Below are 14,010 nucleotides of genomic sequence, written 5' to 3' on the forward strand. Positions count from 1 at the left end.
ATCCTGCCTCGGCTGCGAGAGAACGGATTATCGCATGCCGCGCCGGTCACGGCGATTTGCGTTTGTGGTCATGACTGGCCGCGGCCCGTGGGCAGCGGTTAAGGTTGTGCGGCACCAACGCAAGACCGGATAGCGCGCATGGCAGGAGACCCGTTCCGATGATCACATCCGTTTTTCGGCGGTCTCTTTGCTGGAGCCTGCTGCTGTCGGCAACCGCCCTGCTGGCGACGCTACCCGTCGCAGCCGACCCACCGGCCGCCGCCGTGGAACCGCAGGAGGGCTACCCGCCGCTGGGCACCGAGGTGATGGTGCCCGACCTCAAGGCCCTTGCCGACGAGGCGGCAAGGGCCGCCGCCGAGGCCGCGGCCTGGGCCGAGACCCGCCGTCGCTACCGAGAGGCCCCGACCGGGCCCAGCGTCGACACGCCCTCGCGCCCCAGCGTCCCGGCCATCGCCCTGCGCCCGGCGGAACCGATCGAGCCGCCGCCGGTCACCTCGCTACGCATCATGCTGGACGGCTATCCCAGCCCTCGTCATGCCGCCCTGTTCGTCGCCCGGGAGAGAGGCCTGTTCGCCAGCCGCGGACTCGAGGTGACCCTCGCGACACCGGCCGATCCGGATGTGCCCAGCAAGCTGCTGGCGGCGTCACGGATCGAGCTGGCGGTGGCCCGCCAGCCACTGTTGCACCTCGAGGTCGATCGCGGCATACCGCTGGTCCGCATCGCCACCTTGGTCGCCATGCCCTTGAGCGCCCTGGTAGTGCGCGAGGACGGGGCCATCGAGACCCCTGCCCAACTGGCCGGTTCGCGCATCGGCCATGCCAATATCGACAGCCGTGACGTGCTGCTGGCGGCCCTGCTGCGCGGCGCGGCGATCCGCGACGACGAGATCGAGACCGTGGCGCTGCACTTCCGGCTCGACGATGCCCTGCGTGAGGGGCGCGTGGATGGCGTGATCGGCGCCATGCGCCATCTGCTGCCCCGCCAGCTCGCCGACGAGGGGCTGGCCACCCGGGTAATGCGCGTCGAGGAGTTGGGCATCCCGCTCCATGATGGCCTGGTGCTGCTCGCCAATCGCGACCACCTGGCACCGCAGCGGGACGCCATCCGCCGCCTGGTGGCGGCCATCGAGACGGCCACGGCCTGGATCGCCAACCACCCGGACGAGGCCTGGACGCTGATCGCGAACGCGGAGCCGGCCCTGAACACCGCGGTCAACCGCGAGGCCTGGGAGATGGTCCGCTCGCGCCTGAGCCTCAGCCCGGCGGCCCTGGACCAGGGCCGCTACCGCCGCTTCGAGGACTACCTCTTCGAGGCCGGCCTGATCCGGGAGCGCCACCCGGTATCGCGACTGGCCATCGACCCCGGAGCGCCGCCCCGCTAGCCCTCCACGCGCTCGAGGAAGGCGTTGACCGCCGCCTGAAAGGCCTTGGGCTGCTCGGCATGCAGCCAGTGGCCCGCCTCCAGGGTCTCGATCTCGGCCCGCGGCAGCACCTCGCGCAGCGCCGGCAGCATCTCGTCGGTCACGTAGCGTGAGCGGGCACCGCGCAGCACCAGGGTCGGCCCGTCGAAGGCGCCCTCTCCCGCCGGCTCTCCCATGATCGTCTCGTAGTCGTCCTGGATCGCGTCGAGGCCGATGCGCAGCCGCAGGATGCCCTCGTCGTCGCGCTCCAGGTTGGTGGCCAGGAAGAGGCGCACCGCGGACTCCTCGACATGCTCGGCGAGCAGCGCGTCGGCCTCGCGGCGATTGGTGGGCTGACCCGTCTCGACGCGGCGCAGGGCGGCGAAGACGCTGTCGTGGTCGTGCCCGTAGGCGAGCGGCGCGATATCGGCGACGATCAGCGAGGCCAGGCGGGACGGGGCCAGCCTGGCCAGGCTGATCGCCACCTTGCCGCCCATGGAGTGACCCAGCAGGTGGGCCTTGGCCACGCCGAGCCGATCCAGCAGGGCGAGGAGGTCCTCGGCCATGGCGTCGTAGCCCATCCCCGCGACATGCGGCGAACGACCATGGTTACGCAGGTCGACGGCTATCACCCGATGCCGGCGCTGCCACTGCTTGAGGTGGGAGCGCCAGTTGTCGGCACTGCCGAGCAGGCCGTGGACGACCACCAGCGGGGTCTCGTCGCCCCCGGTATCGATGTAGTGAAGTGCGATGGGCATCTCAGTCTCCTCGGCTGGGGGTAGAGTCAGATTCGGGCCCGTGCCGCGCCGGGCATCAGGTCGGGGCTGCCCGTCACGGCCACCAGGCGGCGGCTGAGCCAGGCCAGCAGCACGCCATACAGGGGCAGGAAGAACGCCAGGCTGATGCCGAGCTTGATGACGTAGTCGACCCAGGCGATCTCCGGCCAGTTGGCGGCCATGAAGGGATCGGGGCTCTCGTGGAAGGCAATGGAGAAGAAGGCGAAGGTATCGACCAGGTTGCCGAGCACCGTGGAGACCGCCGGCGCCACCCACCAGGCCTTCAGGGTGCGCAGGCGGTCGAAGACCTGCACGTCCAGCAACTGGCCCAGCACGTAGGCCATGAAGCTTGCCAGCGCGATCCGCGCGACGAAGAGATTCCCCTCGCCCAGCCCCTCGAGACCGGCAAAGCCGCCGCGCGGAAAGACCACCGAGACGACATAGGAGATCACCAGCGCCGGCAGCATGACCCTCAGCACGATGGCTCGCGCCGGCTCCTTGCCGAACAGGCGCACGGTGAGATCGGTGGCCAGGAAGATAAAGGGGAAGCTGAAGGCGCCCCAGGTGGTATGGAACCCGAACAGGGTGAAGGGCAGCTGGACCAGGTAGTTGCTGGCGGCGATGACCAGGATATGGAAGGCGACCAGCAGCGCCAGGCAGCGCCGATACTGGGCATCGGAAAGCACGAACATCACGGCATCCTTTTTTGGGGAGGGGTGAGGGAACCCTCGTGTCACGGGAGCCGCCCGTGGGGCGGACGGGCCGGGCATTATACGGCCTGACCCGGCGCCTGGCCATGGCTCGCCCTGCCCCGGAGACGCCGCCGCCCTTCAAGGGCGGCGGCGTCTTGCGGTCGAGGTCAGGCGTCGGCGCGGCTGGCGTCAGATCGGGCGGGCCTCGTGGGCGGTACCCACCGAGCGATCCTTCATGGCCTCGTGCACGTCCTGCAGGCTCGCCGGGTCGTCGATGGTCGAGGGCACGCCGAACTCCTTGCCGTCGGCGATGTTGCGCAGCAACTTGCGCAGGATCTTGCCGGAACGGGTCTTGGGCAGGCGGTCGACCACCAGCACCTGCTTGAAGCAGGCGACGGGCCCGATCTTCTCGCGCACCAGGGCGATCAGCTCCTCCTCGAGCGCGACCTCGTCACCGTCGAAGCCATCCTTGGGAATCACCAGCCCCACCGGCAGCTGGCCCTTGAGGGCATCGTGAATGCCGATCACCGCGCATTCGGCCACGGCGGGATGGGCGCCGACGACTTCTTCCATCTCGCCGGTGGAGAGCCGGTGGCCGGCGATGTTGATGACATCATCGGTGCGCCCCATGATGAACAGGTAGCCATCCTCGTCGAAGTAGCCACCGTCACCGGTCAGGTAGTAGCCGGGGAAGGCCGCCATGTAGGCGCTGTGGAAGCGCTTCGGGTCACCCCAGATACCGCTCAGACAGCCAGGCGGCATCGGCTGCTTGATCACCACGCTGCCCTGCTCCATGGCGCCGACCGGCTCTCCTTCGCGATCCAGGACCTGGACGTTGAAACCGGGCACCGGCACCGTCGCACTCCCCGCCTTGGTGGGCATCGGCTCCAGGCCCTGGAGGTTGGCGGCAATCGGCCAGCCGGTCTCGGTCTGCCACCAGTGGTCGATCACCGGCACGTCCATCAGGTCGTCCAGCCAGTGGAAGGTCGGTGGATCCAGGCGCTCACCGGCCAGGAACAGCGCCTTGAGGCAGGAGAGATCGTACTGGGCCATCAGCCTGGCGTCCGGGTCTTCCTTCTTCATGGCGCGGAAGGCCGTGGGCGCGGTGAAGAAGCTCTTGACCCGGTACTCGCTGATCAGCCGCCAGAAGGCCCCGGCATCCGGGGTCTTCACCGGTTTGCCCTCGTAGACCACGGTGGTGCAGCCGCGCAGCAGGGGGGCATAGACGATGTAGGAATGGCCGACCACCCAGCCCACGTCGGAGGCCGAGAAGAAGACGTCGCCGGGAGCCACGTCGTAGATGGTGTCCATGGAATAGCTCAGTGCCACGGCATAGCCGCCGGTATCGCGCACGACCCCCTTGGGCTTGCCGGTGGTCCCGGAGGTGTAGAGGACATACAGCGGATCGCTGCCCTTGACCGGCACGCAGTCGGCCGGTTCGGCCTTCTCGACCAGGGTTGCCCAGTCGTGGTCGATCGCCCCCAGTTCAACGCGATGCTGGTCGCGCTGGAACACCACGCAGGCCTCGGGCTTGTAGCGGCTCTGCTCGATGGCCGCGTCGATGATCGGCTTGTAGGGCAGCACCCGGTCGACCTCGACCCCGCAGGAGGCGGCGACGACGACCTTGGGCTCGGCATCCTCGATGCGCACGGCCAGCTCGTGGGGGGCAAAGCCGCCGAACACCACCGAGTGCACGGCGCCCAGGCGCGCGCAGGCGTACATGGCGACCAGCGCCTCGGGCACCATGGGCATGTAGATCACCACCCGGTCGCCCTTCTCCACGCCCAGCGCCTTCAAGGCCCCGGCGAAGCGGGCCACCTGGTCACGTAGCTCGGCGAAGGTGAGGGTCCGCTTGCTGTCGGTGACCGGGGAGTCCCAGAAGATGGCCGGCTGATCGCCACGGCCCTGCTCGACATGATGATCGAGGGCGGCATGGCAGATATTGAGCTCGCCATCCACGAACCAGCGAGCATGGCCCGCCGCGTCGTATTCGAGAATGGTCGTGGGCGGGGTGAACCAGGGAATGCGCCTGGCCTGCTCGGCCCAGAAGGCCTCGGGGTGATCAATGGAGCGGCGAAACTCGTCTTGGTACATGCTCATCTGCATCCTGTCAGCAATCGAAGGGGCGTTAATTGTTGACACTCTAGAGCAACTTCGCGGTCCTAACCTCATACCATCGGCTAATCATCGACAAAAGTGCAAGGCATCCGGGCTCAATTGTCGACAACAAGGCGGGCGACGCAGCGGATTCGCCATTGATCCAGCGTTGACTCGGCGACAGACGCCAAGCTGGACTATTATTGAGGATAAGCTGAATCAGGATATGCACGAGCAACTGACGCCACCCGCGAACGGCGGGCTCATGGGAAGGCACTCAACAGCGCAGGCAACCGGCAACCGGGATGCCGGACCTGCCCGGCAGGGGACAGATCATGGGCAATACCAGCGGCGCTGCAGCACGCCTCCTGGAAGGCGGCACAGCGGTTATCGACGAGGCCAGCGCCCTGCTCAAGGCGATGGCCAACGACAACCGGTTGCGGATACTCTGCCTGCTCGACGGCACCGAGCTGTCGGTGACCGAGCTCAACCAGCGACTCTCGCTCAGCCAGTCGGCGCTCTCCCAGCACCTGGCGATCCTGCGTCGCGAGAACCTGGTCAGTACCCGCCGCGAGTCCCAGACCATCTACTACTCCTTGCATGGCAAGCGGGCGAGAACCCTCATCGAGGCCCTCGGCAGCCTGGAATTGGGCGGCAGGCCTTAGGAGCCTGCCGATCAGCGCTTCTGCCAACGCCCGGCATCGAGCATCTCCAGCCCCCGCTCGATGCTCTGCTCCACGCCCCGCGAGACCGCCAGGCCCAGACGGTCGCCGAGGCTGTGCTTCTGTTCCAGCTTCAGGCTGATCACCTGCGCCTGCTGCATGCGCTCGACCAGGTAGGCCTCGCTGGTACCCAGGGCATCCACCAGGCCTCTGGCCAGGGCATCACTGCCGTACCAGATCTCGCCGGTGGCCACCGCCTCGATGTCGAGCCCCGGACGCCGCTCGGCCACATGGCGCTTGAAGAGCTGGTGGGTGGTCTCGAGGTCCTCGAGGAACTTCTCGCGGCCCTCCTCGGTATTCTCACCGAAGACCGTGAGGGTGCGCTTGTAGCGCCCCGCCGTGAGCAACTCCACGTCGATGTCGTGGCGCTTGAGCAGGCGATACAGGTTGGGCAGCTGGGCGACCACCCCGATGGAGCCGATCACCGCGAAGGGGGCGGCTCGCAGCTGGTCGGCCGCGCAGGCCATCAGGTAACCGCCGCTGGCGGCCACCTTGTCGACACACACCGTGCTGGAGAGGCCCGCCTGGCGCAGGCGATCCAGCTCGGCGGCCGCCAGGCCGTAGCCATGCACCAGGCCGCCGGCCGACTCCAGGCGGATCACCACCTCGTCCCCCTGGCTGGCCACCGCCAGCACCGCCGAGACCTCCTCGGCCAGCTGCCCGGTGCCACTGGCCTTGATGTCACCATGGAAATCGAGCACCCAGACCGTCGGCGAGGCCTCCCCTTCCTCCTTGCGACCGCGACGCTCATGTTTCTTGTCATCGCGCCGGAAGGCCTTGGTCAGCCGTTTGCGCGCCCCCGGCTGGCTGGCCGCCAGCTGCATGCGCCGACGGCGGTAACGGCGCGTGCCGTTGAGCTCCTCGAGTCGCAGTCGGGTGCGCTCCCCGGTCTCGCCCCTGACCCGCAGGATCACCGCCACCGCCAGGCCGATGACCACCACCAGGGTCAACAGCTGCGCCACGAACATGCCGAATTCCGTCAGCCACTCGTTCACCGTTTTCTCCTCTGTCCTCGCTGTCCCGACATCCTGCCCGCGGCCTTCCCGCCGGCACAAGGGCGCTTGATTAAAACGATCGTTTCAAATACGCTCTGACACCGGACACCCTCCCCTGCGATCAAGGATCCCCATGTCAGACGCCACCATCGACAAGCTCCAGCGTCGCTTCGACGCCGAGGCCGCCAGCGGCATGCATGAAGTCTTCCAGTTCCACTTCTCCGATGCCGACGACCATTATCTGGTCGTGGACGACGGCACGCTGGACGTCCACGAGGGCGAGCACGACGACCCTTCGGTCAGCCTGAGCATGAGCCGCGAGACCCTCATGGGGGTGATGAACGGCGAGATCAACGGCATGAACGCCTTCATGACCGGCAAGCTCAAGGCCACCGGCAACGTCATGCTGGCCACACAGCTGACCCGCCTGTTCCCCGGCCACTGAGCACTCATCCTGGGGTCAGACCCTTCAGCATCCTAGCCCCGAGGCTCGACCTCCCTGAGGTGGGTCTCGATCAGCGCCCGGGAGATGGAGTAGAGCGGCGGCAGCTGGGGCAGGCGCCGCGGGCTGAACCAGGCGGCATCGGCGATCTCGACGCCGTCGATGCGGATGCGCCGGCTGGCCGCCTCGGCAAAGAACCCCAGCATCAGCGAGTGGGGGAAGGGCCAGGCCTGGCTCTTGTAGTAACTGACGCGCCCCACGCTGAGCCCCACCTCCTCGAAGATCTCGCGGCGCACGGCCTCCTCGGCCGATTCGCCGGGCTCAATGAACCCGGCCAGGGTCGAGTAACGCCCCGGCGGGAAGCGCGGACTACGGGCCAGCAGCAGCGACTCGCCATGGGTGACCAGGGTGATGATGCAGGGCGAGATGCGCGGGTAGTTGCGATGGCCGCACTGCTCGCAATGCATGGCGAACTCGGCATCGAGGCGCCTCGTCGGCGCACCGCAGCGGCCACAGAAGCGGTGGTTGTCGAGCCAGGCCGCCACCTGGAGCGCCGTGGAGACCAGTGGGTACCAGGATTCCGGCAGGCGGGCCAGCCAGGCCCGGGCGTCGAGCCAGTCTTCCCCGGGCTGTGCCTCCAGCGAGAGCGCCACCGGCTCCTCCTGCCACCAGCACAGCGGCTGCATCCGCTCATGCCAGGGCTGGAAGGCTTGCAGCGGACCCTCGTCGACCCCGGGCGCGATGCGCCCCCCGGCCAGGCGAATGACCCGCCCGGCCGCCTCTTCGCTGGGCAGTTCTCGCCGCAGCATCAGGGTGACGGCTCACCGACGGGCAGGCCGGGGTGAGCATCCCAGCGACACTCGCCGGCCGCATCGCGGATACGTTCCAGCTTGGCCCGATGGGCCGCCAGTTCCGCCTCGTCGGGTGGCACCACCCGCAGCTGGCCCGGGGAAAGGGACAGCCGGCGGATGGCTAGCCCCTGCGGCTCACCGGCACGCCCTTGCGAGGTCGCCGAGGCGTCCAGGGAGAGCAGGGTCTGCCCCCCGGTCATGGCCAGGTAGACGTCGGCGAGGATCTCGGCGTCGAGCAGAGCGCCGTGCAGGACACGATGCCCGTTGTCGATCTCGTAGCGCTTGCACAGGGCGTCCAGGCTATTGCGCTGGCCGGGATGCTTGTCGCGCGCCAGGGTCAGGGTATCGAGGATCCGGCAGTGGTCGGCCACCGGACCGAGCCGTGGCTCGCCGCGCCGCGTGTTGAGCCTGCCGAGCTCATGATCGATGAAGCCCACGTCGAAGGGGGCGTTATGGATCACCAGTTCGGCCCCCTCGATGAAGGCCCAGAAGGCATCGGCGACCTCGGCGAAGACCGGCTCCTCGGCCACCCGCTCGTTGGTGATGCCGTGCACGCCCACGGCCTCGGCCTCGATCTTGCGCTCGGGGTTGATGTACTGGTGATAGCGATTGCCGGTAAGGCGGCGGTTGACCATCTCCACCGCCCCGATCTCGATCAGGCGATGGCCGTCACGGGGATCGATGCCGGTGGTCTCGGTATCCAGAATGATCTGACGCATGGCAGTCTCTCGTCGGGTCGCAAGGGAAAAGCGGGACGTCAGGCGCGGGCCCGGTGTTCGTCGATGGCCTGGTTGGCCAGCTCGTCGGCCCGCTCGTTGCCGGGATGGCCACTGTGCCCCTTGACCCAGTGCCACTCGATCGCGTGGCGATGGGTCTCCTCGTGGAGCTCTCGCCATAGCTCGGCATTCTTGACCGGCTGGCGGGAGGCGGTCTTCCAGCCACGCTTGATCCAGTTGTGGATCCACTCGGTGATGCCCTTGCGCAGGTACTCCGAGTCGGTCCACAGCGCCACCCGACAGGGGCACTTGAGCTCGCGCAGCGCCATGATCGCCGCCATCAGCTCCATGCGGTTGTTGGTGGTCTCCGCCTCGTAGCCCTTGAGCGCCTTCTCGTGGTGACCACTGACCAGCAGGGCCCCCCATCCGCCGGGGCCGGGATTACCGCGGCAGGCCCCGTCGGTATAGATCGTCACTGTCTGCGGGGGCTCGGCGTGGCGTCTGTCAGTCACCCTTGCGGTTCCTTTCCGGTTGTGGCCCGACCCGCGTGGCGCTGCCCAGCGCCGGCCCGACCAGGGGGCGGGCCAGCTCGAAGTGCGAGCGCTGCGACTGGGCGAGTTGCGCCCGGCGGCGGGCATGAATCATGTAGCTGTCACCCAGCGGCAAATTGTGGCGCCGCCCGAGGGTCTCCAGTACGGTATTGCGCGGCAGGCTGCCGGGCAGATGAAAACCGCAATAGTCTACCCGCTCTATCTCGAAGTCGACAAACGCCAGCCAGTCGCCAAGCCGCCCGGGAGAGCGCCAGTGGCCTCGCCAGGGCATGCGACGTCGTCTGCCCGGCCAGGCCCGCGAGAGCCCACCGGCGCTCAGCGGACACCAGCCGAAGATGATCAGTCGTCCATTGTCGGCGGTGACACGCGCCGCCTCCTGCAGCATGTGGTGCGGTTCGTCCACCACCTCAAGCAGATGGTGGACCACCACCAGGCTCAGGCTATCATCGGGGAGAGGCAGGGCATCCGGGGGGCACACCAGGGTCGCGTCATGGTCGGCCATCTCGCGGCTCGGTGACCAGCCCAGGGCATGGCGGATCGGGCAGATGTCGCTGAGCACGGGGGCCATGCCCAGCTCCAGACTGTGCTGCCCGACGAGGCGTTCGCAGACCGGCCCCAGGCAGGCGCGCTCGGCCCGCCACAGCGCCTGACCGGCCGTTGAGGCCCAGTAAAGCCGTCCCTCACGGACCAGTCGCGTCAGGGTGTGGGGATCCCGCGAATTTGACATAGTGCCGTTTTCCCTCCACAGTGCCGGATTTTGTAAACCCTATCGCAACGAATCGCGGCAGCGTCTGGCAACGCCTCCGTCAAGGACCCCAAGCCCATGTTGAGCGTGACACCGATACCCGCCTTTAGCGACAACTATATCTGGTTGCTGCGCCAGGACACGAGCCAGGCAGTCTGCGTGGTGGACCCCGGCGATGCAACGCCGGTGATCGAGTGGCTGGAGCGCGAGGGGCTGAAGCTGGGCAGCGTGCTGATTACCCACCATCATCACGACCACACCGGCGGCCTGGCGGAGCTGATCAAGCGCTATTCGCCGCGGGTGATCGGCCCGGACAACCCCGAGATCGAAGGCATCGACGAGCGGGTCGGCGACGGCGACGAAGTACGGGTAATGGGCCGGCTGTTCGAGGTGTACGCCCTGCCCGGCCACACCCTGGATCATATCGGCTTCTTCACGCCGGGCATCCCGCCGCTGCTGTTCAGCGGCGACGTGCTGTTCAGTGCCGGCTGCGGCCGGCTCTTCGAGGGCACCCCGGCACAGCTGCATGCGTCGCTGTCGCGCCTCGAATCCCTGCCCGAGGACACCCTGGTGTTCGCCGCCCACGAGTACACCCTGGCCAACCTGGCGTTCGCCCGCGCCGCCGACCCGGACAACCCCGATGTCGAGGCCGCCGTGGCGGAGTGCCAGCGCGCCCGTGAACTCGACCGCCCCACCCTGCCCACCACCCTGGGTCGCGAACGGCGCATCAATCCCTTCCTGCGCTGCGCCTCGGCCGGCGTGCGCCAGGCCGCGGCGGCGCATGGCGACACCGACAGCGATCTGGCGACCTTCACCACGCTGCGCGCCTGGAAGGATGCCTTCTGAACACGCCGTTGTTGGACGACACGAAGCCTGCCCGTGGCGGCAGGCCCCTGCATGACCAGGAGATCACCTTTCGATGACCTACCACACGACACGTCGACGGATCCTGGGCTTCACCAGCTGTCTCGCGCTGATGGGTTCACTGATGGCCACCACCGGCAACAGCCAGGCCTCACCGACACCCCAGCGCGTATTCAAGGACGATTCGGCCAGCCACACGGCCCAGCCTACCCCGCTTCCTCCGAACCAGAGCTTCTGGGATGCCCTGGCCCTCGAGCCCGGGGATGCCTGGTCGCGCCTCGCCGAGGCCTTCCAGTGGCAGGAGGACGCCGATCAGGCACGCGTGCAGCAGTGGATCGACCACTACCGCCAGAGCCCCCACAACATCGTCGAGATCACCGAGCGCGCCCGGCCCTGGCTCGCCTGGATCACCGCGCGGGTGGAAGAGCGCGGCTTGCCCGGCGAGATCGCCCTGATCCCCTTCATCGAGAGTTCCTTCGACCCCACCGCCCGTAGCCACCGCGGCGCGGCAGGCCTCTGGCAGTTCATGCCCGGCACCGGCAACGCCCTGGGGCTGCGCCGCGGCGGCGGCTACGATGGCCGCCTGGATGTAGCGCGCTCCACCCGTGCCGCCCTGGACTACATCGAGATGCAGGCCGAGCAGTGGTACGAGGGTGACATCGCGCTCTCCCTGGCCGCCTACAATGCCGGTGCCGGCACCGTGAACCGTGCCCGCAGCGCCGCGCTCTCCCGAGGGCAGGCCGGCAGCTATTGGGACCTCGATCTGCCGCGAGAGACCATGGCCTACGTCCCCAAGCTGATTGCCATCTCGGCGATCATCGCCGAACCGGAACGCTACGACGTCGAACTGCCCCAGATCGACGCCGCGCCGGCCGTCGCCGAGGTCCCGGTGACCCGGACGCTGAAACTCGGCGAGGCGGCCCGCCTGGCGGGCGTCTCACGCACAGCGCTGGCCGACCTCAATCCCGGCCTGCTCGGTAACCGGGCCGACCCCCGCCACGTCAAGCGGCTGCTGGTGCCCGCCGACAGTGCCACGCGCATGGTGGCCCGCCTGCGCAGCGATACCCCCGGGCGCACGACTGTCGACGACGAGGTCTACGTGGTCCGCCGCGGAGACAGCCTCTCCGCCATCGCCTCGCGCCACGCCGTGGCGCTGGCTGACCTGGCTCGCTGGAACAGCATCGAGCGGCCCGACGCTTTACAACCGGGCCAACAGCTGACACTTTCCGGTAGTTGATGATCGGGGCCACGCCCCCGCCTGCTACAAGGAACCTGATCGATGCGACACGCTGCCCCTGGCCTGGGCCTGCTGCTGGGCACGTTGCTCGGCGGACCGGCCCTGGCGGCCGCCCCGGCCGATGTACCGACCGTGCACGGACTGGCCCTCTATGGCGACCCGCGCCTGCCGGCGGACTTCGCGCACTTTCCCCATGCGAACCCCGACGCCCCCAGGGGGGGCAGCCTGGTGCGCTCAGCCATCGGTAGTTTCGATTCCACCAACCCCTTCATCATCCGCGGCACCCCGGCCACGGGGCTGACCGAGATCTACGATACACTGCTGACCCAGAACCCCGACGAGCCCTTCTCGATGTATGGCCTGCTCGCCGAGGGCGTACGGCTGGATCCCGAGCGGCAGTGGATCGAATTCGACCTGCACCCCGAAGCACGCTTCCATGACGGCGAGCCGGTCACCGCCGAGGACGTGGTGTTCAGCTTCGAGACCCTGACGGAGAAGGGCCAGCCCTTCTACGGCGCCTACTATGCGGACGTCGCGGGAGTTCGCGCCGTGGATGAGGACACGGTGCACTTCGACCTGGCCGACAGCGAGTCCCGTGAGCTGCCGCTGATCATCGGCCAGCTGCCGATCCTGCCGGCCCACTTCTGGCAGGAGCGTGACTTCGAAGCCACCACCCGCGATGCCCTGCTCGGCTCCGGCCCCTACCGCATCGGCGAGGTGGAGCCGGGACGGCGCATCGTCTACCAGCGCGTCGACGACTACTGGGGACGGGACCTCCCGGTGAACCGGGGCCGCCACAACGTCGAACGGCTGGTCTACGACTACTACCGCGACCAGACGGTGGCCCTCGAGGCCTTCAAGGCCGGCAACCTCGACATGCGCATCGAGACCAGTGCGCGGAACTGGGCCACCGCCTATGACTTCCCGGCCCTGGCAGAGGGGTTCGTCAAACGGCTCGAGGTGCCGGACGGCCAGCCCGCCGGGATGCAGGCCTACGTGATGAATCTGCGCCGCGACAAGTTCCAGGACGTTCGGGTCCGCGAGGCCCTCAACCTGGCCTTCAACTTCGAGTGGCTCAACCGCAATCTCTTCTACGGCGCCTACCAGCGCACCGAGAGCTACTTCGCCAACTCCGAGATGGCCGCCGAGGGCCTGCCGAGCGAGGCCGAGCTGGCCCTGCTCGAGCCTCACCGCGAGGCCCTGCCCGAGCGGGTCTTCGCAGAACCCTTGCCCATCGAGCATCCCGAGCAGATGCGTCCACGGCTCGCCAGGGCATTGGAGCTGCTGAACGAGGCAGGCTACGTGGTGCGTGATGGCGTCATGACCCACCTCGATTCCGGTGCGCCGCTGAAGCTGGAGGTACTGCTCTTCGACACCCAGTTCGAGCGGGTCGTGCAGCCGCTGCTGCAGAACCTGGCCAAGATCGGCATCCAGGGTGATATTCGCATCGTCGACGTCAACCAGTACCTCAACCGGCTGCGCAGCTTCGACTTCGACATCATCGTCGGCAGCTTCCCCCAGTCGGCCAACCCCGGCAACGAGCAGCGCGACTTCTGGACCAGCGAATATGCCGAGGTTCCCCAGAGCCGCAACCTGATCGGGCTCAGCAACCCGGTGGTCGACGACCTGGTCGACACCCTGATCGCCGCCGACTCCCGGGAGGCGCTGGACACCGCCGCCCGAGCGCTGGACCGGGTGCTGCGCTGGGGCTTCTACGTGATTCCCCAGTGGCACCTCGGGAAGACACGCATCGCCCTGTGGGACAAGTTCGGCTGGAAGGAGCCCTTCCCCGCGTACAACCTGGACCTGGCCGCCTGGTGGGTGGATCCCGAGCGCGGCGCCGAGATCGAGACCCGTCAGCGCAACCGCTGAAGGTGCATGACCGGTGGCCGGTTCGCCGGCTGCCATCATCCGTGGAGTAA

The 14,010-nt window shown here is 68.0% G+C and carries 14 protein-coding genes; 6 read left to right on the top strand and 8 right to left on the bottom strand.

From position 1 onward, the window contains the following. Positions 1 to 158: 158 nt before the first annotated feature. Complete coding sequence (locus OP498_RS01260) at positions 159 to 1,382, top strand: ABC transporter substrate-binding protein (protein WP_280545795.1); 1,224 nt, start codon at positions 159 to 161, stop codon at positions 1,380 to 1,382. Here the strand turns inward: OP498_RS01260 and OP498_RS01265 are convergent. The 3 genes from OP498_RS01265 to OP498_RS01275 all read right to left on the bottom strand — a co-directional run bounded on the left by OP498_RS01265 (position 1,379) and on the right by OP498_RS01275 (position 4,968). Next, positions 1,379 to 2,158: an alpha/beta fold hydrolase gene (locus tag OP498_RS01265; RefSeq protein ID WP_280545794.1), complete on the bottom strand. Its 780-nt coding sequence runs from the start codon at positions 2,156 to 2,158 to the stop codon at positions 1,379 to 1,381. The two genes, OP498_RS01260 and OP498_RS01265, sit on opposite strands and share 4 nt — an antisense overlap. Positions 2,159 to 2,184: 26 nt before the next feature. After that, complete coding sequence (locus tag OP498_RS01270) at positions 2,185 to 2,868, bottom strand: 7-cyano-7-deazaguanine/7-aminomethyl-7-deazaguanine transporter (protein ID WP_280545793.1); 684 nt, start codon at positions 2,866 to 2,868, stop codon at positions 2,185 to 2,187. Between the two features lie 189 nt (positions 2,869 to 3,057). Continuing rightward, positions 3,058 to 4,968, bottom strand: coding sequence for a propionyl-CoA synthetase (locus tag OP498_RS01275; RefSeq protein ID WP_280545792.1), 1,911 nt, complete (start codon positions 4,966 to 4,968; stop codon positions 3,058 to 3,060). 332 nt (positions 4,969 to 5,300) lie between these two features. Between OP498_RS01275 and OP498_RS01280 the strand changes: the two genes are divergently transcribed. Next, a complete protein-coding gene (locus tag OP498_RS01280) occupies positions 5,301 to 5,630 on the top strand; it encodes a metalloregulator ArsR/SmtB family transcription factor (RefSeq protein ID WP_280545791.1) in 330 nt (109 codons plus the stop codon). Positions 5,631 to 5,641: 11 nt separating this feature from the next. On the opposite strand, the gene sohB is transcribed toward OP498_RS01280, so the two are convergent. Further along, positions 5,642 to 6,682 (bottom strand): protease SohB, encoded by a 1,041-nt coding sequence (sohB, locus tag OP498_RS01285; protein ID WP_280545790.1) that lies wholly within the window; start codon positions 6,680 to 6,682, stop codon positions 5,642 to 5,644. A gap of 133 nt (positions 6,683 to 6,815) precedes the next feature. Here sohB and OP498_RS01290 point away from each other — a divergent pair, with 133 nt between their 5' ends. After that, complete coding sequence (locus tag OP498_RS01290; protein ID WP_280545789.1) at positions 6,816 to 7,127, top strand: SCP2 sterol-binding domain-containing protein; 312 nt, start codon at positions 6,816 to 6,818, stop codon at positions 7,125 to 7,127. 32 nt (positions 7,128 to 7,159) lie between these two features. Here OP498_RS01290 and nudC read toward each other — a convergent pair whose 3' ends face one another. The 4 genes from nudC to OP498_RS01310 are packed head-to-tail and all read right to left on the bottom strand — an operon-like array spanning position 7,160 to position 9,969. Next, on the bottom strand, positions 7,160 to 7,933 hold the full coding sequence (gene nudC, locus OP498_RS01295) for an NAD(+) diphosphatase (protein WP_280545787.1): 774 nt from the start codon (positions 7,931 to 7,933) through the stop codon (positions 7,160 to 7,162). Continuing rightward, positions 7,933 to 8,694, bottom strand: a complete 762-nt coding sequence (gene dnaQ / locus OP498_RS01300) for a DNA polymerase III subunit epsilon (protein WP_280545786.1) — start codon at positions 8,692 to 8,694, stop codon at positions 7,933 to 7,935. Before dnaQ ends, nudC begins: the two co-directional genes overlap by 1 nt. 38 nt (positions 8,695 to 8,732) lie before the next feature. After that, the gene (rnhA, locus tag OP498_RS01305; RefSeq protein WP_280545785.1) at positions 8,733 to 9,203 is read right to left on the bottom strand and encodes a ribonuclease HI; all 471 of its coding nucleotides are present in this window, start codon (positions 9,201 to 9,203) and stop codon (positions 8,733 to 8,735) included. Next, entirely contained in the window at positions 9,196 to 9,969 is a 774-nt protein-coding gene (locus OP498_RS01310; protein WP_280545784.1) for a methyltransferase domain-containing protein, read from the bottom strand. The genes rnhA and OP498_RS01310 overlap by 8 nt, the downstream gene beginning before the upstream one ends. Positions 9,970 to 10,065: 96 nt before the next feature. Between OP498_RS01310 and gloB the strand changes: the two genes are divergently transcribed. The 3 genes from gloB (at position 10,066) to OP498_RS01325 (ending at position 13,960) form a co-directional block, all read left to right on the top strand. Next, positions 10,066 to 10,833: a hydroxyacylglutathione hydrolase gene (gene gloB, locus OP498_RS01315; RefSeq protein WP_280545783.1), complete on the top strand. Its 768-nt coding sequence runs from the start codon at positions 10,066 to 10,068 to the stop codon at positions 10,831 to 10,833. Positions 10,834 to 10,906: 73 nt separating this feature from the next. Continuing rightward, positions 10,907 to 12,088 (top strand): transglycosylase SLT domain-containing protein, encoded by a 1,182-nt coding sequence (locus OP498_RS01320; protein WP_280545782.1) that lies wholly within the window; start codon positions 10,907 to 10,909, stop codon positions 12,086 to 12,088. 42 nt (positions 12,089 to 12,130) lie between these two features. Continuing rightward, positions 12,131 to 13,960: an extracellular solute-binding protein gene (locus OP498_RS01325; protein ID WP_280545781.1), complete on the top strand. Its 1,830-nt coding sequence runs from the start codon at positions 12,131 to 12,133 to the stop codon at positions 13,958 to 13,960. Positions 13,961 to 14,010 lie beyond the last annotated feature (50 nt).

This window comes from Halomonas sp. 25-S5 (assembly GCF_029889845.1).
Lineage (GTDB): Bacteria > Pseudomonadota > Gammaproteobacteria > Pseudomonadales > Halomonadaceae > Halomonas.